Origin of the sequence: Streptomyces sp. NBRC 109706 (genome assembly GCF_000974485.1) — a bacterium.
Lineage (GTDB): Bacteria > Actinomycetota > Actinomycetes > Streptomycetales > Streptomycetaceae > Streptomyces.
In genome coordinates this window covers 47,068-68,519 of the sequence record NZ_BBOM01000004.1, presented here as the reverse complement: position 1 = coordinate 68,519, position 21,452 = coordinate 47,068, and the positions used below count along the sequence as shown (strand labels likewise).

Genomic DNA, 21,452 nt, shown 5'->3' with positions numbered 1-21,452 from the left:
AAGGACCGAACCCACCTGATGCCTATGCACTTACCGCCGGTACCCCCTGGTCCCGGGGGACCAGGGCCAAAGTCCCAGGCCCTAACCCGCGCCGACCGCGAACTGGGGCTTGATCGGGAGACGGTTCACCGGCTGTCCGGTGGCCGCGCGCACCGCCGCCGCCACCGCGGCCGGGGAGACCACCAGCGGCGGCGCGCTGGCCGACTTGGCGCCGAACGGCGCGACCACGTCACGTTCCTCCAGCAGCGACACGATCCGTACCTCGGGTGTGTCCAGCGCCGTCGGCAGCGCGTACTTGGCGAGGTCGGCGTGCCGCACCTCGCCGCGCACCACCCGCAGATGCTCGGTCAGCGCGGCGCCGATGCCCTGGGTGACGCCCGCCTCGATCCTGGCCCGCAGCTGGCGCGGGTTGAGCACCCGGCCCACATCCTGCGCGACGGCCATCTCGACCACCCGCACCGCGCCCAGCTCCACATCGACGTCGACCACCGCCCGCACCGCGGCGAAGGCCAGGCCGACAAAGGCGTCGCCCTGCCCCGACTCGTTCAACGGCTCGGTCGGGTGCGGCCGGCACTGGGCGGTGGCCCACAGCTCCTTGCCCTCCAGCGCCTCCGCCACCGTGGTGCTCAACACCCCGTCGTACGAGGTGATCTTGCCGTCCTCGATGGTCAACAGCTCGGCCGACATCCCGAAGTTGGCGGCCAGCGGCTGCAGCAGCTGGGTGCGCACCATCCGGGCCGCCCGTTCCACGGCGCCGGCCGACACCCAGGTGTGCCGGCCCCGGCCGCCGGGGCCCGCCGGCGGCTGGTCCGTGTCGACGGGCGCCACCACCACCTCGTCGATGTTCAGCACCTCCTGCACCACCTGCCGGGCCAGGGTCGCGAAGCCCTGCCCCGTCTCCACGGCGGCGCACAGCACGGTGGCCGTACAGCCGTCGGCGTTCCCCTCGACCCGCACCGTCGCCGTCGACACCTCGTCGGTGCCCTCGGCGCCCAGCAGATGCACCATGCCGAGGGCGTAGCCGACGCCCCGGCGAACCGCCGCCGGATCGCCGGCGCCGTCGGGGCCGCCGGGCAGCAGCCAGTCCTCGATCGGGCCGTCCTTGGGCAGCGCAGGCAGCGGCGCCTCGCGCACGGCGGCCAGCAGCTCGGCGACGGGCGCCGGGCAGGTCACCGCCTGCCCGGTGGGCAGGGTGTCGCCGGTGGCCAGTACGTTGCGGGCGCGCAGCTCGGCCGGGTCCATCCCCAGCCGGGCCGCCAGCTGGTCCATCTGCCCCTCGTAGGCCGCGCAGACCTGCATGGCGCCCTCGCCCCGCAGATAGCCGGCCGGCGGGTTGTTGGTGCGCACCGCCCAGCCGTCCACCACGGCGTTGGGCACCACATAGGGGCCGCCCGCGAAGGAGACGGCGGCGGCCAGCGCCTCGGCCGACTCGTCCGCGTAGGCGCCGGCGTCCATCAGCAGCTGCGCCTCGACCTTGACCAGCCGGCCCTCGCGGTCCGCGTGATGCCAGTACCGCAGCAGCGTCGGATGCCGGTGGGCGTGCCCCAGGAAGGACTCCTCCCTGGTCGCGGCCAGCTTGACGGGGCAGCCGGTGCGGATCGCCAGCAGCGCCAGCGGCAGTTGGAAGCCCTGGTCCTCCCGGTCCCCCAACGAGCCGGGCACACCCGTCACATAGACCTTGACCTGCTCCGTGGTCAGCCCGAGACAGCCGGCCAGCCGGTCCCGGTCGGTATGCGGGTCCGTCGCGGCCACATAGATCTCCACGCCGCCGTCCGGGCGCGGCACGGCCAGGCCCGATTCGGCGCCGATCGGCGCGGAGTCCTGCCGGCCGATCCGGTAGAGGCCCTCGACCACGACCTCGCCGGTCGCCGTCGGATCGCCGTGGCGCAGCGGGATATGCCGAATCACATTGCCGTCCGGATGCAACGGATCGGCCTCGAACGCGCGTTGCGCGTTGGTGACCGCCTCCAGCGGCTCGTAGTCGACGGCGATGGCGGCGGCCGCGAGCCGCGCCGTCTCCGGATGGTCGGCCGCCACCGCGGCCACCGGCTCCCCGTGGTACCGCACCTCGTCGGAGGCGAACGCCGGCCGGTCGGTGACCCGCCGGCCCAGCAGACCGTCGCCCGTCACATCGGCGTGGGTGACCACCGCGCGCACCCCCGGCATGGCCTGGGCGTCGGCGGTGTCGATGTCCTTGATCCGGGCGCGCGGATGCGGCGCCCTGAGCACCGCCACCCACAGCAGCCCCTCGGCCCAGAGATCGGCGGTGTAGGGGAAGGTGCCGGTGGCCTTGGCGCCGGCGTCCGCCGGGGCCAACGAGGCGCCGATGCCGTACTGGCCGCGCCGGCTCCGCCCGGCACCGCCGGCGGTGCCCGCCACGCCGGACGTCACATGGGCCGTGACGGCTGTGACATCGGCCGGCCCGTTCGCTTCCGCCATCACATGCCTCCTGCCTGGGGAAACCCGCCGGCCGCCGGCGGACCCGCCTGGTGTGGGATGCGCGGCGGCAGCGGCTCGACGCCCTGGGCCGCCTCGCCGGCGGCCTTGGCCTCCGCCGCCTCGGCCGCCGCCCTGGCGGCCCGCGCGCCGCGCTCGGCCGCCACCTCGCGAACCGCGTCCAACACCCCCCGGTAGCCGCCGCAACGGCAGAGGTTGCCGCACAGCGCGCGTCGGGTCTCCAGCTCGGTGGGGGCGTGGTTGCCCTCCAGCAGATCGTGCACCGTCATGGCCATGCCCGGCAGGCAGAACCCGCACTGCACCTCGCAGCCGGCCAACGCCCGCTGCACATCGGACGGTTCCTCGGCGGTGCCCAAGCCCTCGACGGTGCGGATCTCGCTGCCGGCCGCCGTCGCCGCCGGCACCAGACAGGCCGCCACCAGCCGGCCGTCCACCTGCACCGAGCAGGCGCCGCACTCGCCCTGCGAGCAGCCGTCCTTGGCGCCGGCCAGGCCGAGCCGTTCGCGGAGCACATAGAGCAGGGACTCGCCGATCCAGGCGCCGGCCACCGGCCGCTCGACCCCGTTCACCCGCAACACATAGGAGACCTCGGGGTGTTCGCTGCTGCTGACCACAGGCGCCGGATCGCCGTCCGGCGCGTCGGCCGCCGCCTCGGGCTCCGCCGGATGCGGTTCGCCCGCCGCCGGCGCGGACCAGGGCGCGGGCGCCGCCGGCTCGCCCGGCTCGTCGGCCGGCGGCCGCCAGGGCTCGGCCTGATGGCCGTCCGTCGGCTCGCGCAGTTCGGAGCGGCCCTCGAAGGAGCCGGCCAGCGCGGCCGCCGCGCCCTGCCCCAGGGCTGCGTGCCGAGTCTCGGCCGGCGTGGGCGGCTCGGCGCCCTCGGGCCTGGCCGGCGCCTCGCCGAAGGCGAACGGCATCGTCCACTGCCCGGTGGCGCCGGGGTCGACGCTGGGCTCGGCGGTGGCGGGCGGCGCGCTCGGCTCGATCACCGGCGGCTGGTACCCCTGGCCCGGCGCGGCCAGCGGCTCGCTCCCGCCCTGCCGGGGGAAGTCGCCCGGCAGCTCCAGGAAGCCGGTGGCCTCCGCGTCGTACTCGCCGCCCCAGTTGGGCTGCGGCGCCTGGGCGTTGGGGTCGGGCTGCTGCTCGTTGCTCATCGAAGAGCCCTTCCGAGTCCACGGCGGGCCAGTGCTGCCACGGTACGCCGCAAGTGCAGTAGGGCGCGCGGGAGTTGGGCAGGTTCGGCGCCCTCCTTGGCGGGCGCGGGGTCCGGGATGCACGCCATGCCGACATAGTCCCCGAAGGCGGCCAGCGCCTCGGGCGCCAGCCCGCGTTGACCGTCCCAGTCGACCAGCGAGGCCACCCAGCGTTCGGCGTCCAACGGGCGCAGCGGCATCGGGGCCACCGCGCCCACCGCGCAACGCACTTCGCGGCGCAGCGGGTCGAGCACCACGGCGACCGAGGCGACCGCGCGCGAGGGGCCGGTGCGCGCGGTGGCCTTGAGATAGGTCTGCGGGGCGTGCAGCAGCGGCACCCGCACATGGGCGACCAGCTCGCCGGGGTTCAACCGGTCGCGGCCGGCCAGCAGATGGCTGACCGGGATCTGTCTGCCCTCGCCCCCCGGGCCGGCGATCAGCAGCGTGGCCTCCAGCGCGGCCAGCACCGGCAGCGTGTCACCCGAAGGTGCGGCGGAGATGATGTTCCCGCCCAGCGTGCCGGCGTTGCGCACCTGCGGAGGGCCGGCGGAGCGGGCGGCGGTGGCCAGCGCGGGGATCAGCGCGGCGAAGTCGGGGCGACTCATCCGGGAGTGGGTGAGACAGGCGCCCAACAGCGCGTGACCGTCCTGGTACGCCCAGCCACGCAGCTCGGCAAGCCGGCCGAGCCCCACCAGGGCCGCCGGGCGCAGCAGCCCGGCGTTGACGCCCGCCATCAGATCGGTGCCGCCGGCGACCGGCACGGCCGCCGGCACATCGGCCAGCGCGGCCACCGCGTCATCCAGCGTGGCCGGCAGCGCGACGAGCTGGGCCGTCCGTGGTGCCGGTGCGTGCGTGCTCAATCCAGCTGCCCCTTTCCGGTTGTCCCGGCTGCCGAGCCGTACGGTACGTGCTCCGGGCCCGGAGGTGGCAACTCTGGCACATTTTTCGCCTCCGCAGACGCGCGGGGCGGTCAACTCGGCCGAGGAACGGCGGGCGCTTCGAGGCGGGTTGGGAACAGGCTCACACGATCAGGGCACACGAGGATCGGGACACCGGGGAACACGCCGCCGACCCACCGCCCGACCGCCGCCCGCGCGGGCACGACCGGACGCCGCCCCGGCCGAATCCCAGGGCGTCGCGCCTCGGTCCCTCGCGGCCCCGGCGGGGCCTCGCGCGGGCTACTTCTTGCCGCCCTTGCCGCCCTTTCCGTCGTTGCCGCCACCGAACGAGCCCATGGACTCGTAGATCTCCTTGCAGGTGGGACAGACCGGATACTTCTTCGGGTCGCGCCCGGGGACCCAGACCTTGCCGCAGAGCGCGACGACGGGCGTGCCGTCCAGCGCGCTCGCCATGATCTTGTCCTTCTGGACATAGTGGGCGAACCGCTCGTGATCGCCGTCACCGTGGGTGGTCTGCGGGGTGGGCTCGACGATGGTGCCGGTGCCCGCTCCGCGCTCGGGCTCCTCAACAGTGCTCATGAGTACCTAGCCTAATTGAGCGAGGCGTCGTCCGGATATGTGGCGAGCATCGCCAGACTGCCGTGCTGCCGCCGCAGCACCGCCCGCCACAGGCTCTCTGGGCGGGGCGCGGAGACGTCGCCCGGCTCCGAGTCCACGACATACCAGGCGCCCTCCTCCAGCTCGCGCTCCAGCTGTCCCGGGCCCCAGCCCGCGTAGCCGGCGAAGACCCGCAGCGAGCCCACCTCGGCGGCCAGCACCTCGGGCGGGGCCTCCAGGTCGACGAGGCCGATCGAGCCGTGCACCCGCCGCCAGCCCAGCGGCCCGACGCCCGGCACCACGGCCAGCGCCAGGGCGGCGTCCAGCGCGACAGGGCCGCCCTGGAAGACCACGCCCGGCTCACCGGCGAGCGCCGCCCAGGGCTCCAGCACCTCGGACACGCCGACCGGCGTGGGCCGGTTGAGCACCACGCCGAGGGCGCCCTCCCGGTCGTGGTCGAGCAGCAGGACGACGGACCGGTCGAAGTTGGGATCGGACAGGGCTGGGGTGGCCACCAGCAGCCGCCCGGTGAACGAGGAGACCTCGGGCATGGGCCCATGATTCCGTATTCGGGACCCAGGGGGGAGGGGCGGCCCCGGCCGGGGTGCGGGGGCCGGGCGGCATGCGGCCATTACCATTCGAAGTGGTCCCCCGCACCCCTCCCGAACAGATCGCGAGTTCCATGACCGACGACGTACTCCTTGTTCACGGCGGCACCCCGATCGAGGGCGAGATCCGGGTCAGAGGGGCGAAGAACCTGGTCCCCAAGGCCATGGTGGCGGCCCTGCTGGGCAGCGCGCCGAGCCGGCTGCGCAACGTGCCGGAGATCCGTGACGTGCGGGTGGTGCGCGGCCTGCTCCAGTTGCACGGGGTGACGGTGCGCAGCGGCGAGGAGCCGGGCGAGCTGGTGCTCGACCCCTCGCATGTGGAAAGCGCGAACGTGGCCGACATCGACGCCCACGCCGGCTCCTCGCGCATTCCCATCCTGTTCTGCGGCCCGCTGCTGCACCGCCTCGGGCACGCGTTCATCCCCGGCCTCGGCGGCTGCGACATCGGCGGCCGGCCGGTCGACTTCCACTTCGACGTGCTGCGCCAGTTCGGCGCCGTGATCGAGAAGCGGGCCGACGGCCAGTATCTGGAGGCCCCGCAGCGGCTGCGCGGCTGCAAGATCAGGCTGCCCTACCCCTCGGTCGGCTCCACGGAGCAGGTGCTGCTCACCGCGGTGCTGGCGGAGGGTGTGACGGAGCTGACCAACGCCGCCGTGGAGCCGGAGATCGAGGACCTGATCTGCGTGCTGCAGAAGATGGGCGCGATCATCTCCCTGGACACCGACCGCACCATCAGGATCACCGGCGTCGACCGCCTCGGCGGCTACACCCACCGGGCGCTGCCCGACCGGCTTGAGGCCGCTTCCTGGGCGAGCGCGGCGCTGGCCACCAAGGGCAGCGTCTATGTGCGCGGCGCCAGCCAGCGGGAGATGCTGACCTTCCTGAACGTCTACCGCAAGGTCGGCGGCGCGTTCGAGGTGGACGAGTCGGGGATCAGGTTCTGGCACCCCGGCGGCCCGTTGAACGCGATCGCGCTGGAGACGGATGTGCACCCCGGCTTCCAGACGGACTGGCAGCAGCCGTTGGTGGTGGCCCTGACGCAGGCATCGGGGCTCTCCATCGTGCACGAGACGGTCTACGAGTCCCGGTTGGGCTTCACCAGCGCGCTCAACCAGATGGGCGCGCATATCCAGCTCTACCGGGAATGTCTGGGCGGCACGCCCTGCCGCTTCGGCCAGCGGAACTTCCTGCACTCGGCGGTGGTCTCGGGGCCGACCACGCTCCAGGGCGGCGATCTGGTCATCCCCGATCTGCGCGGGGGATTTTCCTATCTGATCGCGGCGTTGGCGGCCGAGGGCACCTCACGGGTGCACGGCATCGAGCTGATCAACCGTGGATATGAGAACTTCCTCAACAAACTTGAGGAGTTGGGCGCCAAGGTCGAGCGCCCCTGACGGTCTCCCCGCGCCCCCGGCGCCGCCGGGGCACGCGAGAGTGGCACGGATGACCGAAGAGTGAACGAACATGTGAAAGGGGTGGCCCCCCATGGAGGGGCCACCCCTTAGTGGTCGTCATCCGACGGTCACTTGCCCTTGGCGGCTTCCTTCAGCTTGGTGCCCGCGGACACCTTCACGCTGTACCCGGCCGGGATCTGGATGGGCTCGCCGGTCTGCGGGTTGCGGGCGGTGCGAGCCGCGCGGTGGGTGCGCTCGAAGGTCAGGAAACCGGGGATGGTGACCTTCTCGTCGCCCTTGGCCACGACCTCCCCCACCGTCTCGGCGAGGGCCGCCAGGACGGCGTCGGCGTCCTTCCGAGTCACCTCGGCGCGCTCGGACAGAGCGGCCACCAGCTCACTGCGGTTCATATTACGTACTCCCAAGTTCATCTTGCCAATGAGGCGTGAGATCGAAGCCGATGCTGCCAGGACCCACTGACACTGCCAGGACCAGGGGTCCTCCCTGACGCCCGGGTACGCATCCTGCCCTCACCAGTGGCGGGAAGGCCAATCCGAGGCCCCCGGTCGGACGCCTGTTGAGCGCCCAAGTCCGCAGGTGCGACGTGCCCGAGGCCGTGCCTCCCGGTCACCCTAAGGGGCAGTCGGAGCCCGCCGGCAACCGACTCGCCGCCCCGCGCGCCGCGGGGCGGCTCTCCCCGCACGGGGAGTTGACGTCAGCGTGAACCCGCGGCCTGCCGCACGGCCTCGGCCACGGCGCCCGAGACCCGCTCGTTGAAGACGCTGGGCACGATGTAGTTGGCGTTCAACTCGTCCGCCCCGACCACATCGGCGAGGGCCCGCGCGGCGGCCAACATCATCGCCGTGGAGACCGAGCGCGACTGGGCGTCCAGCAGCCCCCGGAACACCCCGGGAAAGACCAGGACGTTGTTGATCTGGTTGGGGAAGTCGGAGCGTCCGGTGGCCACCACGGCCGCGGTCTGCCGGGCGACCGCCGGGTCGATCTCCGGGTCCGGGTTCGCGAGGGCGAAGACGATCGCGCCGTCTGCCATCGTCGCCACATCGTCCCCGGTCAGCACGTCGGGAGCGGAAACCCCGATGAACACATCGGCGTCCACGATCGCCTCGCCCAACGTGCCCGTCACACCATCGGGGTTGGTGTTGTCGGCGATCCAACGCAGCGGGGAGTCCCCGTCGGCGCCGACCAGGTCGTCGCGGCCCGCGTGCACCACCCCGTAGAGGTCGGTCACCACCGCGTGCTTGACGCCGGCCGCCAACAGCAGCTTGAGGATGGCGGTTCCGGCGGCGCCGGCCCCCGACATCACCACCCGGACGTCGCCCAACTCCTTGCCGACCACGCGCAGCGCGTTGTGCAGCGCGGCCAGCACCACGATCGCGGTGCCGTGCTGGTCGTCGTGGAAGACCGGAATGTCCAACGCCTCCCGCAGCCTGGCCTCGATCTCGAAGCAGCGGGGCGCGGAGATGTCCTCCAGGTTGATCCCGGCGAACCCGGGGGCGATGGCCTTGACGATCTCCACGATGGCGTCCGGGTCCTGGGTGTCCAGGCAGAGCGGCCAGGCGTCGATGCCGGCGAACCGCTTGAAGAGCGCCGCCTTGCCCTCCATCACCGGCAGCGCGGCGTGCGGGCCGATGTTGCCGAGCCCCAACACGGCCGACCCGTCGGTGACCACGGCGACGCTGTTGCGCTTGATGGTCAGCCGCCTGGCGTCCTCCGGATGCGCGGCGATCTGGGTGCACACCCGGGCCACGCCGGGGGTGTAGATCATCGACAGATCGTCACGGTTGCGAATCGGGTGCTTGGAGGTCATCTCGATCTTGCCGCCGAGATGCATCAGGAACGTCCGGTCCGAGACCTTGCCCAGCGAGACGCCGTCGATGCCGCGGAGCTTCTGCACGATCTCGTCGGCGTGCGCCGTGGAACTGGCCGCGATGGTCACGTCGATCCGCAGCTTCTCGTGCCCCGAGGCGGTCACGTCGAGGCCGGTGACCGACCCGCCGGAGGACTCCACCACGGTGGTGAGCTGACTGACGGCCGTGCCACTCGCTGGCACCTCCAGCCGGACCGTCATCGAATACGAGACACTGGGCGCCGTTGCCATGGCCGAACTTCCTTCACTTTCCTGGTCCGCGCGGGGGCCGAGGGACGGGCCGCCCGCCGGCTCGGCCGCTGTCACCTTACGAAAGGCGCCCGGAGCGGCCAAAGCCAGGACCACGCTGACCGGCCTGACGCTAACAGCGCTGTCAAGAGCTCGGGAAGAGATCCCGGAAAGTCAGAGAGCGCAGCGGGGAGGATCGGCGAGGAACGGGGAGGATCAAGGACACCGACCCGCCAGCTCGCCTCGCGGCAAGTGGTCGCTCGTAGCGACAATGGTTGGGCCCGGGGGCATGGAACGGGCCGGTGTCGTTATCCAGGCTACCGCACTGAGCCCGAGGGTCAACCGGTGTCTTGGCGCAGGTCAGCGCGGTGCGGCGGGGGCGCCGCCGGCACCCGGGGGGCGTCGGCGGCACCGCTCGGGGGCCGCTCAGCCGAACTGTCCCGGCCGGTAGTGGCCGGCCGGGTTGCGGACGATGACGTTCAGCCGATTGAAGGCGTTGATGACCGCGATCAGATAAACGAGGGCGCCGAGTTCGTCCTCGTCGAAGTGCTTGGCCGCGTTCTCCCACACCTCGTCCGGGACGCCGCCGGCGGCGTCGGCGATCCTGGTGCCCTGCTCCGTCAGCTCCAGGGCGGCCCGTTCGGCCTCGGTGAAGACCGTGGCCTCCCGCCAGGTGGCGATCAGGTTGAGCCGCACCGGGGTCTCGCCGGCCTCGGCCGCCTCCTTGGTGTGCATATCGGTGCAGAAGCCGCAGCCGTTGATCTGGCTGGCGCGGATCTTCACCAGCTCCTGGGTCGCGGCGGGCAGCGTCGATTCCGTGACCACCTGACCCGCCGAGGTCAGATGCCGGAGGGCCCTGGCCCCGTCCGGGGTGGAGAAGAGGTTCAGTCGAGCGTTCATGGAGTGCTCCTACGCCGTTGCTTTCGGTGACACACATCGGTGACACACATGGGATGCGCGAACGGGTCCCCGATGTGACGCGGCCGCGCTGTGATCCGCGTCTCCCCGTCAGGGGGCGTCCGCCGGCCGGAGCAGCGCGGGGACGCCGTCCTGGTCCGGGGCGTCGTTCGGGCCGGCGAGGACGGTCAGCCGTTGGGTGGCCCTGGTCAGGGCGACATAGAGCACCCGGTGTCCGGCCGGGGACTCGCCGGCGATCCCGGCCGGCTCGACCACCAGCGTCGCGTCGTACTCCAGGCCCTTGGCCTCCAGGCTGCCCAGCACCACCAGCCGGTCGTCGGCGCCTTCCAGCCAGCGTCCGGCGGTGGCCCGCAGCCCCATCGCGACCACCACGCCCACCGTGCCCGTCACCTCGGCGAGCAGCCGCTCCGCCTCGGCGCGCACCGCTTCGGGCAGCGCCTCGGCCGTTTCGGCGACCGCGAAGCGCGGCTCGACGCCGGTGGCTCGGACCGCGCGGGGCGGCGTGGCGCCGGGCAGGGCGCGGGTCAGCACGCCGTCGGCGACCCGGGCGATCTCGGCCGGGTTGCGGTAGTTGACGGTCAGCTCGAACCTGCGCCGGGAGCGTCCGCCGAGCGCGGCCCGCTGCTCCTCGGCCGCCTCGTCCGGCGCCGACCAGGAGCTCTGCGCCGGATCGCCGACCACCGTCCAACTGGCCTGCCGGCCGCGCCGACCCACCATCCGCCACTGCATCGGGGTGAGGTCCTGGGCCTCGTCCACGATCACATGGGTGTAGTCCGCGCGTTCCTCGTCGTCCCGGGCGGCCCTGGCACGGCGCTCCGCGCGCTCCCCATAGGTGGTCAACTCGGCGACGCCGCTGAGCGCCTCAAGGGCGTCGAGGCCGCCGCTGCCGGCGTCCCGGGCCGGCGCCGGCCTGGCGGGGGCACCCAGCAGGGCGCGCAACTCGTCGAGCAGCGCCACATCGTGCGCCGAGAGCCCGGCGCCCACCGGCGTGATCCGGCGCAGCGAACGGGCGACCAGACGCACCTCGCGCGGGCGGAGCAGCCGCCTGGCCCAGCGGGAGAGCCGCTGTTCGTCGGCCATCGACAGCAGCACGTCGAGCGGGGTGACCTCGGGCCACCAGGCGGCGAGGAAGTCGAGAAACACGTCCTCGGTGCCGATGTCCTCGGCGAACGCCTCCCTGGCCTCGGCCGCCAACTCCGGATCGCCGAACCGCGAACCGGCCCCCGAACGCTCCCAGAGCGCGTCCAGCAGCAGCCGGCGGGCCCGGGGCCGCAGCAGGTTGACGGGGGCCGTGCCGCCGAGCACCTGTCGGCGGACCTGGTCGAGGCGGTCCGCGTCCAGCTCGACCCGGCGGCCGAAGGCGACCACCCGCAGCGTCCTGGGCCCGCCCGGCGCGTCCACGGCGCCACGCGCCGCGCGGGCCAGCACCCGCGCCATGGCGGCCGAGCCCTTGACGGCGGCGACCCGCTGTTCGTCGTAGGAGTCCGCCTCGAAGCCGTCCACCAGCGAGCCGAGCGCGCGGATGACGACCTGCCCCTCCTCGCCGAGCGCCGGCAGCACGCCCTCGGTGTAGGAGACCAGCAGCGGGGTCGGGCTAACCACCAGGATGCCGCCGGCGTAACGGCGTCGGTCCTGGTAGAGCAGGTAGGCGGCGCGGTGCAACGCCACCGCGGTCTTGCCGGTGCCTGGGCCGCCGGTGACCTCGGTGACCTTGCCGGCGGGGGCGCGGATCACCTCGTCCTGCTCGGCCTGGATCGAGGCGACGATATCCGTCATCCGGTGGCCGCGCTCCCGGCCCAGCGCTGCCATCAGCGCGCCGTCGCCGATCACCGGCAGCTCCTCGCCGGCGAGCAGCGCGCGCAGCCCGGGGCGGAGCAGATCGTCCTCCACGCCCAGCACCCGCCGCCCCCGGCTGCGGATCACCCGGCGGCGCACCACCCGTCCCGGGCGCAGCGGGGTGGCGCGGTAGAACGGCGCGGCGGCCGGCGCGCGCCAGTCGATGACGAGCGGGACGTACTCCGCGTCGAGCACGCCGAGCCGGCCGATGTGCAGGGTCTCGGCGATATCGGCGACCGGCTCGCCGTTCTCCTCGCGCACCGCGTCGTCGGCCGGTTCGACGGAGGTGGAGGCGCCGTCCGGGCCACGCACCCCGTCCTTGCCGGCGAGCAGGTCGATCCTGCCGAAGAGGAAGTCCTCGAACTCCCGGTTGAGCCGGGAGAGATGGAGCCCGGCCTGGAAGACCTGGGCGTCGCGTTCGGCGAGCGCTCCCGGGGTGCCGACCTGGACTCGGCTGGCGGCGTCCGCCATCAGGTACTCGGCCTCGTGGATCTTCTCCGTGAGCCGTCCGTAGACGACGTCGAGATGCCGTTGCTCGTTCCGGATCTCCCGGTCCCGCGCGTCCAACGCTCCGGCCCCCTTCTGCTGCAGTGCAGGGCAGCCGTCAACCGTACGCGAAGTTGGCGGCCCCGACAGCCGCCGCGACACGTCCGGGTGCTGGTCAGTCGCCGTACTTGGGGGCTTCGAGCGCCGGGTCGAGGGCCAGCCGGTAGCCGCGTTTGACCACGGTCTGGATCACCGCGGGGACGCCGAGCGCGGTGCGCAGCCTGGCCATCGCCGTCTCCACGGCGTGCTCGTCGCGCCCGGCGCCCGGGAGCGCGCGCAGCAGATCGGCACGGGCGACGACCCACCCCGGCCTGCGCGCCAGGGCGCGCAGCAGGGCCATGCCCGCCGGCGGCACCGGACGGAGCGCGCCGTCCAGCACCACCGCGCGCCCCCGGATCTCCAGCCGGTGGCCGGCCACCGGCAACACCTCGGCCCTGGCGGGCAGTTCGGCGCAGAGCAGCTGGACCAGCGGGCCGAGCCTGAACCGTTCCGGGGCCCTGGTCGGCACGTCGTGCGTCTGGAGCGGCAGCGCCGTGACCGGGCCCACGCAGGCGGCCAGGACCTCGCGTTTGAAGGCGTCCAACAGCGGTTCCAGCTGGCCGCGTTCCTCGGCGCGGCGGAGCAGCGAGGCGGCGGCGGGGGCCGAGGTGAAGGTGACGGCGTCCAGGCCACGGGCGATCACGGTATCGATCATCCGGTCGACGGGTGTGATGTCGGCCGGCGGCATCCAGCGGTAGACCGGGACGTCCACCACCTCGGCGCCGGCGGCGCGCAGCGCCTCCATGAACCCCGGCAGCGGCTCGCCGTGGAGTTGGAGCGCGATGCGGCGGCCCGAGACGTCCTGGTCCAGCAGGCGTTGCAGCACCTCGGCCATCGACTCGGACGCCGGCGACCAGCTCTCGGTCAGCCCCGCCGCCCGGATCGCGCCGCGCACCTTGGGGCCGCGCGCCAGCACCTCGGCGGTGGAGAGGGTGGCCAGCAGCGATTCGCCCAGGCCCCAGCCGTCGGCCGCCTCCACCCAGCCCCGGAAGCCGATGGCGGTGGTGGCCACCACCAGATCGGGCGCCTGCTCGATCAACCGCTCGGTGGAGTGGAGCAGTTGGTCGTCGTCGGCGAGGGGCACGATGCGCAGCGCCGGAGCGTGCACCACCTCGGCGCCCCGTCGCCGCAACAGCGCGCCCAACTCCTCGGCGCGCCGGGCCGCCGTGACACCGACGGTGAAGCCATCCAGTGGCCGGACGGGGTTTTCCTGGTGCTGCTGTTCCTGCGGCATCGGCCTGACCGTTCCACCTGTGATCGATAGCGTGCGGCTGACCCTGTCAATCTGCCATGACGGGCCTGGTTCCCACGGATTTCCCCGGTGTTACGCCCGACCCCGACCTGTCGCGCGGGTCGGGCGCCCGGCCGGGCTCACACCCCCACGTAGGCGGGCTCCTCGCTGGGCCGATTCCCGGCCGCCACCCGCCCGCCGGAGGAGGCCCCCGAGCGGCCGCCGCCCCGCAGGTATACGGCCCAGGTGACGACGGAACACGCGGCGTAGAAGGCGAGGAACGCGGTGAACGCGCCGGCGCCGGAACCGGTGGCGAGGAAGGACTGCCGGAAGGCGAGGTTGATGCCGAGGCCGCCCAGCGCGCCCACCGCGCCGATCAGGCCGATGGCGGCGCCGGAGAGCCGCCGCCCGTAGGCCGCCGCCGCCTCCCCGGTCAGTCCGAGGGCGCCGGCCTTGGCCTGGTAGATCCCCGGGATCATCTTGTACGTCGATCCGTTGCCCACCCCGCTGAGCACGAAGAGCGCGGTGAAGCCGACGAGGAAGACCGGCAGCGACTCGCTCCGCGAGGCCGCGATCACCACCCCGGTGGCCGCCGCCATGCCGACGAAGGTGGCCAGGGTGATCCGCGCGCCGCCGAACCGGTCGGCCGCCAGGCCGCCGATCGGCCGCACCAACGAGCCGAGCAGCGGCCCGATGAAGGTGATCGAGGCGGCCTGCAGCGGGGTCCGGTCGAACTGGTTCTGGAGCACGAGACCGAAGGCGAAGCTGTAGCCGATGAAGGAGCCGAAGGTGCCGATGTACAGGAACGACATGATCCAGGTGTGGGCGTCCCCGACCGACTCGCGGGCGGCCCCGGTGTCGTTGGTGACCGGCGCGAGATTGTCCATGCAGCGCCAGGCCAGCACCGTGGCCAGCACGATCAGCGGCGCGTACACGGCCAGCAGCACCCGGGGGCTGCCGTCCCCCGCAGTGGCGATCACCAGCAGGCCGACCAGCTGGACCACCGGCACCCCGATGTTGCCGCCGCCCGCGTTCAGACCCAGCGCCCAACCCTTCTTGCGCAGCGGGAAGAACGCGTTGATGTTGGTCATCGAGGAGGCGAAGTTGCCGCCGCCGACGCCGGTGAGGACGGCGACCCAGACAAAGGTGCTGTACGAGGTGCCCGGCTCCATCACCCACCAGGCCGCCACCGTGGGCAGCAGCAGCAACGAGGCCGAGACCACCGTCCAGTTGCGCCCGCCGAACCGCGCGACGGCGAAGGTGTAGGGCACCCGGACCAGCGCGCCCACCAGGGTGGCCACCGAGACCAGGAAGAACTTCCCGGCGGCGTCGATGCCGTACTCGTCGCCCATGAAGAGCACCAGCACCGACCAGAGCGTCCAGATCGAGAACCCGATGTGCTCGGAGACGATGGAGAACGCCAGGTTGCGGCGGGCGATCCGCTCGCCCCTGGTGCGCCAGAAGTGCTCGTCCTCCGGCTCCCACTCCTCGATCCAGCGCCCACCACGGCGGGCGGACTTCGGTTGGGTGACTGTCATGGCGCCTCCAGCGATATCCGGGTCCCGTGGTCGTACCGCCGAAGCTAGGGACGCCGCACTTCCGGTCTGTTGGCGGGAGGTGACATGGACGAAACCTCGGTCTCACCCGGCCGCCCCGCCCCGCGTGAGAAAGGACGGCCCCGGCCTGACCGGCCCGCGCACCCGGCGGGCCCTCAGTCCAGGGGGCCGCCGACCGGCGAGGGCCCCAGATGGGTGCTCTTCGGCGGCATCCCGGCACCGCTGGCGGCACCGGCCCAGATCTGGTCCCAGGTGGGCGGCGGCAGGATCAGCGCCACCTCGTCCGACGCCGGGTACTGGCTGGTGTAGCGCGGCACCGGCACCAGCTGCTGGTCCTCGCAGAGCACCGGGATCAGCACATGGTCGCTGATCGCCGCCGGCAGCTCGACCCATTCGGCCGGCAGGGTGCGCAGCCGCCCGGCGAGGGCCTGCGGCGAGATCTCCGACAGGCCCCAGATCCGCCCGTGCCCGGTCAGCAGATAGGTGCCGGGACGCGGCACCGGCCGCTGCGCCGGCGGGAGTTCACGCACCCGGGCGATCCGCGCAGCGGACCGCACCGCACGGTTCAGATCGAGCCCAGGCACCACCCGGTGCGTCGCGGACAACGTCAACGGGTACTGCCGGTAGTCCACGACCAGGGCCAGCAGCCGGTCCCCCACCGCGCCCGGATGCGCGCGGTACAGCCGGCGCGCGGCCTCAAGACGGTGGTGGCCGTCGGCCAGCAGCAGCGGGGGCAACGGGGGCGGCTCCAGCGCCCACCGCGGATCGCACACCCAGAGCCGCTGCACGCCGCCCTCGGGGGTGCCCAACTCCTGGACGGCCGGCCGGCGCACCGTCTCCTCGACACAGCTGCGGAAGGCGCCCAGGCTGGGCGCGGCCAACAGCAGCGGATCGACGCTGCCGCCGCGCTCCTTCAGCAGCCTGGCCTGGAGCCGCACGGCGGACTCGCCCACCTGCTGATGGCGCAGCACATGCCCGCTCTCCACGCCCTGCAGGCTCAACGCGCCGAGCACGCCCCGCTGTTCCACCGCCCCCACCGCGTCCATCCGCTCCAGCACGTAGTAGCTGGCGCGGTCGAGGGGACGGGCGAGCACACCGTGGAAGGGGAGCAGCAGATCCGCGCGCGGGGCCGGGCTGCTCGGCGGCACCAGCGGGCGGGACAGCTCAGGCAGCAGAGTGCTCCTCCTCGCTTGCGGACACGGGTACCACGATCGGCCGAAGGGTGTCCTGCGCCTTTCTGAGCACGGCTTCCAACGCCTGGGGGCCGTCACTGACAGCGGTGACGGAACCATGTCCGGCGACCCGGCTGGTGGTCTCCGGAACATGGCCGCCCAGGGGGACGGAGATCTCGACCCCCGTCACCCCGGGCAGCGCCAACGCCTCGTTGACGCCCTCCACGGCCGCCAACACTCCGGGTGGCAGGCGCAGTTGACGGATACCGGCGTAGCGGCGCGGTGGTCGGCTGGCCGGCTGGGGCAGTTCGAGCGCGGCGGCGATGGTCAGCGCCGCGAGGTCCGTGCCCTCCGCGAGCACCAGCAGATCGCTGATCCAGTCCTCGCCCGGATGGGCGTGCGACTCGATCAGGCGTGGCCCCGCCTTGGTGAGGATCACCTCGGTCCCGGATGGGCCACTGCGGTGTCCCGCGGTGTTGAGGGTGGCCACCACCAACTGGTGGATCTGCTGAGTCGTTTCCTCATCCAGTTCCGCCGGCAGGTCGTAGCCCGTCTCGGTGCCCTCGGGTATCCCCGAGGTGTACTTCCTGGACACCGCCAGGATGGTGTGGGTGCCCGCCCGGGAGTGGGCCTCCACGCTGAACTCCGGGCCCTCCAGGAACTCCTCGACGATCAGGGCGGGTTCCGCCGCCAGTCCGGCGGCCAGGAGCGCCGCGTCCGCCGCGTCACGCAGCAGATGGACGCCCTGGCCGCCGAACCCGGTGCGTGGCTTGGCCACACACGGAAAGCCCACTCGCGCGGCGGCGGCTTCCAGGTGTGCGGCCCGGTCGCACTGCTCGAACCGGACGGGGGCACCGGTGAGCTGGTTGACCTTGCCACGCAGGGCCGCCTTGTCCGTGAGGTACGCGACGGCCGCATGGGGATTGCCAGGAAAACGCAGCACCTCGTTCGCCCGGGCCGCCGCGAGTGCGCTGGCCTCGGCGAAACCGAAGACGGAGATCCTGACAGGAAGGTTCGCGAGGTGACCGATGGACATCATCAACCGCGAGTGGTCGGACCACTCCACGGTCATGGCCTCGTCGGCCAGTTCCACGGCCTCCTGGATCTCGGGGCTCGAAAGGTCCGGCGCGAGGACCAGGCTGCGGGCACCCACAGCTCTGGCGGCCTCGACCACGGATCGCCGCGGGCTGAGCAGCACCGCCAACGGCGCTGGTGGCTTGATCATGCCGCCCTCGCTGCTCACACGGACCTTCCGAGACCCTTGATCAGGCCCAGATGTTGAGCGTCGAGACGGCCTGGTTCGAACCGGATTCCGAGGCGGAGCCCTGAGCGGCGGCTACTCCTCCGGACACAGCCGCGACCAAAAGGGCTGCGCTAAGGGCGAGAGCAAACTTCTTCACGGGTTCCCTCTTCCGTGTCCACATAGACGAACATGAGTGGCATGCTGGCGCAATCATGCTCACGAGCATTCACGGAGAAGTCGATAGAGTCACTGTGGCATCATCTCGCCTGTCAAGTTGACGCCAAGGGGCTGGCCGACGTCGTTCGAGGAAGAAGAGCGTGCACGAATCCGGCGAAATAGACGCAGCGGCGACCCGAGTCTACCGGCTCCGCGTGATCCATCCCACAGATTCCGTGAGTCAGATCGCGGTCCGCGCCGGATTGACCGAGGACGAGGTCACCTCGTCCGAAGAACGCCTCTTCACCCTCGGCCTGTTGCGCACCTCGCCCAGCGGCGGCCGGGTGGCGATCAGCCCGGAGAGCGCCGCCGACGCCCTGTTGGCCCCCCTCGAACAGGACATCCTCCAGCGGCGGATCGCCATGGCCGCGACCAGGGCCAGGCTGCACGCCCTCTCCGGCGACTATCTCGAAGCCCGCTCCATGCGGTCGGCCAAGAGCAGCATCGAGGTGGTCGAGGGCATCGAGAACATCCGCGCCGTCATCGACGATCTGGCCCGCACCTGCACCGAGACGCTGGACGCCCTCGTCCCCGGCGGCGGCCAGCCGGAGGGCGCCATCCGCGCCGCCACCCCGCTCGACCTTGAAACGTTGGAACGCGGCGTCAAGACCCGGATGTTGTTCCAGCACACCGCCCGCAAACACCGCGCCACCGTGGTCTACGCGGCGACCCTGGTGGGCGCCGGCGCCCAGGTGCGCAGCGCCAGCGTGCTGCCCTCCCGGATGCTGATCTACGACGCCAGCTGCGCGGTGCTGCCGATCGACCCGCTGCACACGGCGGCCGGCGTCGCCCTGGTGCGGGCGCCCGCCGTCCTCAACTTCCTCCAGCAGCTCTTCGAGCACTACTGGGACCGCGCGATCGACTTCGCCGAGGAGGACCAGCGCTCGGGCAGCGAGCCGAGCGATGTGGAGCGTGACGTCCTGGTGTTGATGGCCGCCGGCAAGAAGGACGAAGCCATCGCCCACCAACTCGGCATGTCACCACGGTCGGTGAGCAGGATCGTGGCCAGGCTGATGGAACGTCTCGGCGCCGACAGCAGGTTCCAGGCCGGGGCCCGGGCGGCGCTCCAGGGCTGGCTCACCTGACCCGTCGCGCCCCCACGCGACACCTCCCCGCCCACGCCCCACCCTCGCAACCGCCCGCGCGCGACCGCACTCGCGCAACCAACCCCACGCAGCCGACCGTCCTCGACTGTCCGACCCCAACTGTCTCCAGAACCTCCGTTCCCCCGGCGGAGGTTGTCCCGACAGGGAAGCGACTGACGTGATCGACCACGAGATCGACGCCACCACGGTACGGATCTACCAACTCCGGGTCACCCACCCCACGGCGGACGCCAACGAGCTGTCCCGGCAGCTGGAGCTGACGGTGGAGGAGGTGCTGGACGCCGAACGAAGGCTCGCCCGGCTCGGCCTCCTGCAGCCCTCGCCCGGCGGCGGCTGGGTCGCCATCAACCCGGAGAACGCCGCCGAGTCCCTGCTGGCGCCGATCGAGGGCGACATCCTGGAACGACGGGTGGCGATGGCCGCCACCAGGGAACGACTGCACGCCCTCTCCGGCGACTACCTCCAGGCCCGCTCGCTGCGTTCGGCGCGCACCAGCATCGAGGTCGTCGAGGGCATCGAGAACATCCGCGCCGTCATCGACGATCTGGCCCGCACCTGCACCGAGTCCCTGGACTCCGTCGTCCCCGGCGGCGGCCAGACCGAGGCGGCCCTCCGCGCCTCCCGGCCCGTCTCCCTGGGCCTGCTCAAACGCGGCGTCCGGATCCGCGCCCTCTACCAGCACGGCGCCCGCCACCACCGGCCCACCGCCCGCCATGTGGAGCGGCTGCTCGCCGCCGGCTGCGAGGCCCGCGTCACCGGCGTCCTGGCCTCCCGGCTGCTGATCTACGACGGGGACGTGGCGGTGCTGCCGCTCGACCCGGCGAACTCGTCCGCCGGAGTGGCCCTGGTCCGCGACCTGGCCGTGGTCGACTACGCCCGCCAGTTCTTCGGCCTCTGCTGGAGCGAGGCCCAGGACTTCGCCGAACCGCCGCCGCCCGCCCCCCAGGACCACGCGCCCACCGCGGCCCCCGTCGGGCTGGACCGCGATGTGCTGCTGATGATGGCGGCCGGCCTCTCCAACGACGAGATCTCCGAACGCCTCGGCGTCTCCCAGCGGTCGGTGAGCCGGGTGGTGGCCCAACTGATGCACCGGCTGGGCGCCACCAACCGCTTCCAGGCGGGCGTACGGGCCGCCGCCCGGGGCTGGCTCACCAGCTGACCCAGGGGGCCGTCAGCGCCTTCGGGGCCTTGGGAGCCTTGGGAGCCGTCAGCGCCTTCGGAGCCCGCTCAGTCCGGTCGGTCCGGCTGGCCGGCCTCCGAGAGCAGCGCGCGGTCCGCCTCGGGCAGCCAGTGGTCCGACGGCCGGTGCGCCCAGCCCTCGGCGACGCCCAGCCGCCGGGCCTGCTCCAGCAGCACGTCGAGGCCCGGATGCCGCAGCCCCCGCCGCCACACCATGGAAACCGGGGAGATCGGCACCGGATCGACCAGCGCGCGGGCCACCGTCCCCGGGATCTCCATGAAGGCGTCGTTGATCAGCACCGTCCAGCCCTGCCGGCGCACCGTCCGGCTGAACTCGGCGTCCCCCTCGATCTTGGGAAAGGGCGGGACCAACCCGATGTCCCAGGCGGCGAAGAGCGCCCTGGCGTAGTCCGTCCACTCCGTGGTGTCCTCGTTGCCGGCCGCCGCGTAGATCGTCTCGCCGGCCAGCGCGGCCATCGGCACCCGGGGCAGCGCGGCCAGCCGGTGCCCGTCCGGCAGCAGCACCGCCAGCCGCTCGTAGCGGACGAGGCGGTGCGCCAACTCGGCGCGCGACGCCGGCGCCAGCCCCGCCACCCGGCCGAAGGAGACATCCAGCCGGCCGTCCAGCACCTCAAGCGCCGCGCCGGCCAGACCGCTGCGGAACCGGGCGACGAGCTCCACCTCGGGCGCGGCCTCACGCGCGGCGTCCAGCACCCGATGGCCGGTGGCGGCCGGCGCGCCGACATCGACGACCAGCGGCCGGCTGCCGCCCCGCCCCACCTCGGCCGCCAGCCGGGTGTGCGCGGCCAACACCTCGCGGGCCAACGGGAGCAGCCGCACGCCGGCGGGGGTGAGCGCGACCCGGCGGGTGCTGCGGACGAAGAGCGTCGTCCCCCAGCCGCGCTCCAGCCGGGCGATGTCCCGGCTCAACGCCTGCTGCGCCACGAAGAGCCGGGCGGCGGCCCGGGTGAAGTGCAACTCCTCGGCGACCGCGACGAACGAGCGCAGCAGCCTGGGGTCGGTGTCCCGCGTCATCTTCCCGGCCCCCCGCCCGCCCGCGATTCACACCACGGGCCGGTAAATGCCCGCTGACCTGGTGTTGGACGCCCAAGGGAGCGTCCGGCCAGGCTGGGGAACATGCCTGGTCCT

The 21,452-nt window shown here is 72.8% G+C and carries 17 protein-coding genes; 3 read left to right on the top strand and 14 right to left on the bottom strand.

Annotation, left to right across the window (positions count from 1 at the left end; all coding sequences use genetic code 11):
• Positions 1 to 81: 81 nt before the first annotated feature.
• From AOM46_RS00275 to AOM46_RS00255, 5 genes are all read right to left on the bottom strand, one after another.
• Positions 82 to 2,439 carry a xanthine dehydrogenase family protein molybdopterin-binding subunit gene (locus tag AOM46_RS00275; RefSeq protein ID WP_078856338.1) on the bottom strand — a complete coding sequence of 786 codons (2,358 nt, stop codon included), beginning with the start codon at positions 2,437 to 2,439 and terminating at the stop codon, positions 82 to 84.
• Positions 2,439 to 3,608 carry a (2Fe-2S)-binding protein gene (locus AOM46_RS31295; protein ID WP_067225783.1) on the bottom strand — a complete coding sequence of 390 codons (1,170 nt, stop codon included), beginning with the start codon at positions 3,606 to 3,608 and terminating at the stop codon, positions 2,439 to 2,441. The genes AOM46_RS00275 and AOM46_RS31295 overlap by 1 nt, the downstream gene beginning before the upstream one ends.
• Complete coding sequence (locus AOM46_RS00265; protein ID WP_062203815.1) at positions 3,605 to 4,507, bottom strand: xanthine dehydrogenase family protein subunit M; 903 nt, start codon at positions 4,505 to 4,507, stop codon at positions 3,605 to 3,607. The genes AOM46_RS31295 and AOM46_RS00265 overlap by 4 nt, the downstream gene beginning before the upstream one ends.
• Before the next feature lie 318 nt (positions 4,508 to 4,825).
• Entirely contained in the window at positions 4,826 to 5,125 is a 300-nt protein-coding gene (locus AOM46_RS00260; RefSeq protein WP_062203801.1) for a DUF3039 domain-containing protein, read from the bottom strand.
• Between the two features lie 11 nt (positions 5,126 to 5,136).
• Positions 5,137 to 5,694, bottom strand: a complete 558-nt coding sequence (locus AOM46_RS00255) for a YqgE/AlgH family protein (RefSeq protein ID WP_062203798.1) — start codon at positions 5,692 to 5,694, stop codon at positions 5,137 to 5,139.
• 131 nt (positions 5,695 to 5,825) lie between these two features.
• Between AOM46_RS00255 and murA the strand changes: the two genes are divergently transcribed.
• A complete protein-coding gene (gene murA / locus AOM46_RS00250; protein ID WP_062203795.1) occupies positions 5,826 to 7,145 on the top strand; it encodes a UDP-N-acetylglucosamine 1-carboxyvinyltransferase in 1,320 nt (439 codons plus the stop codon).
• Positions 7,146 to 7,273: 128 nt separating this feature from the next.
• Here murA and AOM46_RS00245 read toward each other — a convergent pair whose 3' ends face one another.
• From AOM46_RS00245 to AOM46_RS00210, 8 genes are all read right to left on the bottom strand, one after another.
• Positions 7,274 to 7,555, bottom strand: coding sequence for an HU family DNA-binding protein (locus AOM46_RS00245; RefSeq protein WP_062203791.1), 282 nt, complete (start codon positions 7,553 to 7,555; stop codon positions 7,274 to 7,276).
• Between the two features lie 305 nt (positions 7,556 to 7,860).
• A complete protein-coding gene (locus tag AOM46_RS00240) occupies positions 7,861 to 9,264 on the bottom strand; it encodes an NAD-dependent malic enzyme (protein ID WP_062203788.1) in 1,404 nt (467 codons plus the stop codon).
• A gap of 423 nt (positions 9,265 to 9,687) precedes the next feature.
• Complete coding sequence (locus AOM46_RS00235) at positions 9,688 to 10,161, bottom strand: carboxymuconolactone decarboxylase family protein (RefSeq protein WP_062203785.1); 474 nt, start codon at positions 10,159 to 10,161, stop codon at positions 9,688 to 9,690.
• Between the two features lie 108 nt (positions 10,162 to 10,269).
• Positions 10,270 to 12,582, bottom strand: a complete 2,313-nt coding sequence (locus tag AOM46_RS00230) for a UvrD-helicase domain-containing protein (RefSeq protein WP_234313569.1) — start codon at positions 12,580 to 12,582, stop codon at positions 10,270 to 10,272.
• A 94-nt stretch (positions 12,583 to 12,676) separates the two neighbouring features.
• Positions 12,677 to 13,834, bottom strand: a complete 1,158-nt coding sequence (locus tag AOM46_RS00225; protein WP_062203782.1) for a uroporphyrinogen-III synthase — start codon at positions 13,832 to 13,834, stop codon at positions 12,677 to 12,679.
• 137 nt (positions 13,835 to 13,971) lie between these two features.
• On the bottom strand, positions 13,972 to 15,369 hold the full coding sequence (locus AOM46_RS00220; protein ID WP_062203779.1) for a NarK/NasA family nitrate transporter: 1,398 nt from the start codon (positions 15,367 to 15,369) through the stop codon (positions 13,972 to 13,974).
• A gap of 173 nt (positions 15,370 to 15,542) precedes the next feature.
• Complete coding sequence (locus AOM46_RS00215) at positions 15,543 to 16,535, bottom strand: DUF1015 family protein (RefSeq protein WP_062203776.1); 993 nt, start codon at positions 16,533 to 16,535, stop codon at positions 15,543 to 15,545.
• 16 nt (positions 16,536 to 16,551) lie between these two features.
• Positions 16,552 to 17,784, bottom strand: coding sequence for an ATP-grasp domain-containing protein (locus tag AOM46_RS00210; protein WP_158920154.1), 1,233 nt, complete (start codon positions 17,782 to 17,784; stop codon positions 16,552 to 16,554).
• A 410-nt stretch (positions 17,785 to 18,194) separates the two neighbouring features.
• On the opposite strand from AOM46_RS00210, the gene AOM46_RS00205 reads away from it, so the two are divergent.
• Positions 18,195 to 19,103 carry a helix-turn-helix transcriptional regulator gene (locus AOM46_RS00205; RefSeq protein ID WP_062203770.1) on the top strand — a complete coding sequence of 303 codons (909 nt, stop codon included), beginning with the start codon at positions 18,195 to 18,197 and terminating at the stop codon, positions 19,101 to 19,103.
• 178 nt (positions 19,104 to 19,281) lie between these two features.
• Entirely contained in the window at positions 19,282 to 20,283 is a 1,002-nt protein-coding gene (locus AOM46_RS00200; RefSeq protein WP_062203767.1) for a LuxR C-terminal-related transcriptional regulator, read from the top strand.
• Between the two features lie 68 nt (positions 20,284 to 20,351).
• On the opposite strand, the gene AOM46_RS00195 is transcribed toward AOM46_RS00200, so the two are convergent.
• Entirely contained in the window at positions 20,352 to 21,338 is a 987-nt protein-coding gene (locus AOM46_RS00195) for a LysR family transcriptional regulator (RefSeq protein WP_062203765.1), read from the bottom strand.
• Between the last annotated feature and the right edge of the window lie 114 nt (positions 21,339 to 21,452).

Bases quoted from the DNA above. Each gene is read 5' to 3' on its own strand.
- AOM46_RS00240 (WP_062203788.1), bottom strand. From the start codon at position 9,264: ATGGCAACGGCGCCCAGTGTCTCGTATTCGATGACGGTCCGGCTGGAG.
- AOM46_RS00220 (WP_062203779.1), bottom strand. From the start codon at position 15,369: ATGACAGTCACCCAACCGAAGTCCGCCCGCCGTGGTGGGCGCTGGATC.
- AOM46_RS00225 (WP_062203782.1), bottom strand. From the start codon at position 13,834: ATGCCGCAGGAACAGCAGCACCAGGAAAACCCCGTCCGGCCACTGGAT.
- AOM46_RS00245 (WP_062203791.1), bottom strand. From the start codon at position 7,555: ATGAACCGCAGTGAGCTGGTGGCCGCTCTGTCCGAGCGCGCCGAGGTG.
- AOM46_RS00260 (WP_062203801.1), bottom strand. From the start codon at position 5,125: ATGAGCACTGTTGAGGAGCCCGAGCGCGGAGCGGGCACCGGCACCATC.
- AOM46_RS00195 (WP_062203765.1), bottom strand. From the start codon at position 21,338: ATGACGCGGGACACCGACCCCAGGCTGCTGCGCTCGTTCGTCGCGGTC.
- AOM46_RS00275 (WP_078856338.1), bottom strand. From the start codon at position 2,439: ATGGCGGAAGCGAACGGGCCGGCCGATGTCACAGCCGTCACGGCCCAT.
- AOM46_RS00255 (WP_062203798.1), bottom strand. From the start codon at position 5,694: ATGCCCGAGGTCTCCTCGTTCACCGGGCGGCTGCTGGTGGCCACCCCA.
- murA (WP_062203795.1), top strand. From the start codon at position 5,826: ATGACCGACGACGTACTCCTTGTTCACGGCGGCACCCCGATCGAGGGC.
- AOM46_RS31295 (WP_067225783.1), bottom strand. From the start codon at position 3,608: ATGAGCAACGAGCAGCAGCCCGACCCCAACGCCCAGGCGCCGCAGCCC.
- AOM46_RS00235 (WP_062203785.1), bottom strand. From the start codon at position 10,161: ATGAACGCTCGACTGAACCTCTTCTCCACCCCGGACGGGGCCAGGGCC.
- AOM46_RS00210 (WP_158920154.1), bottom strand. From the start codon at position 17,784: ATGATCAAGCCACCAGCGCCGTTGGCGGTGCTGCTCAGCCCGCGGCGA.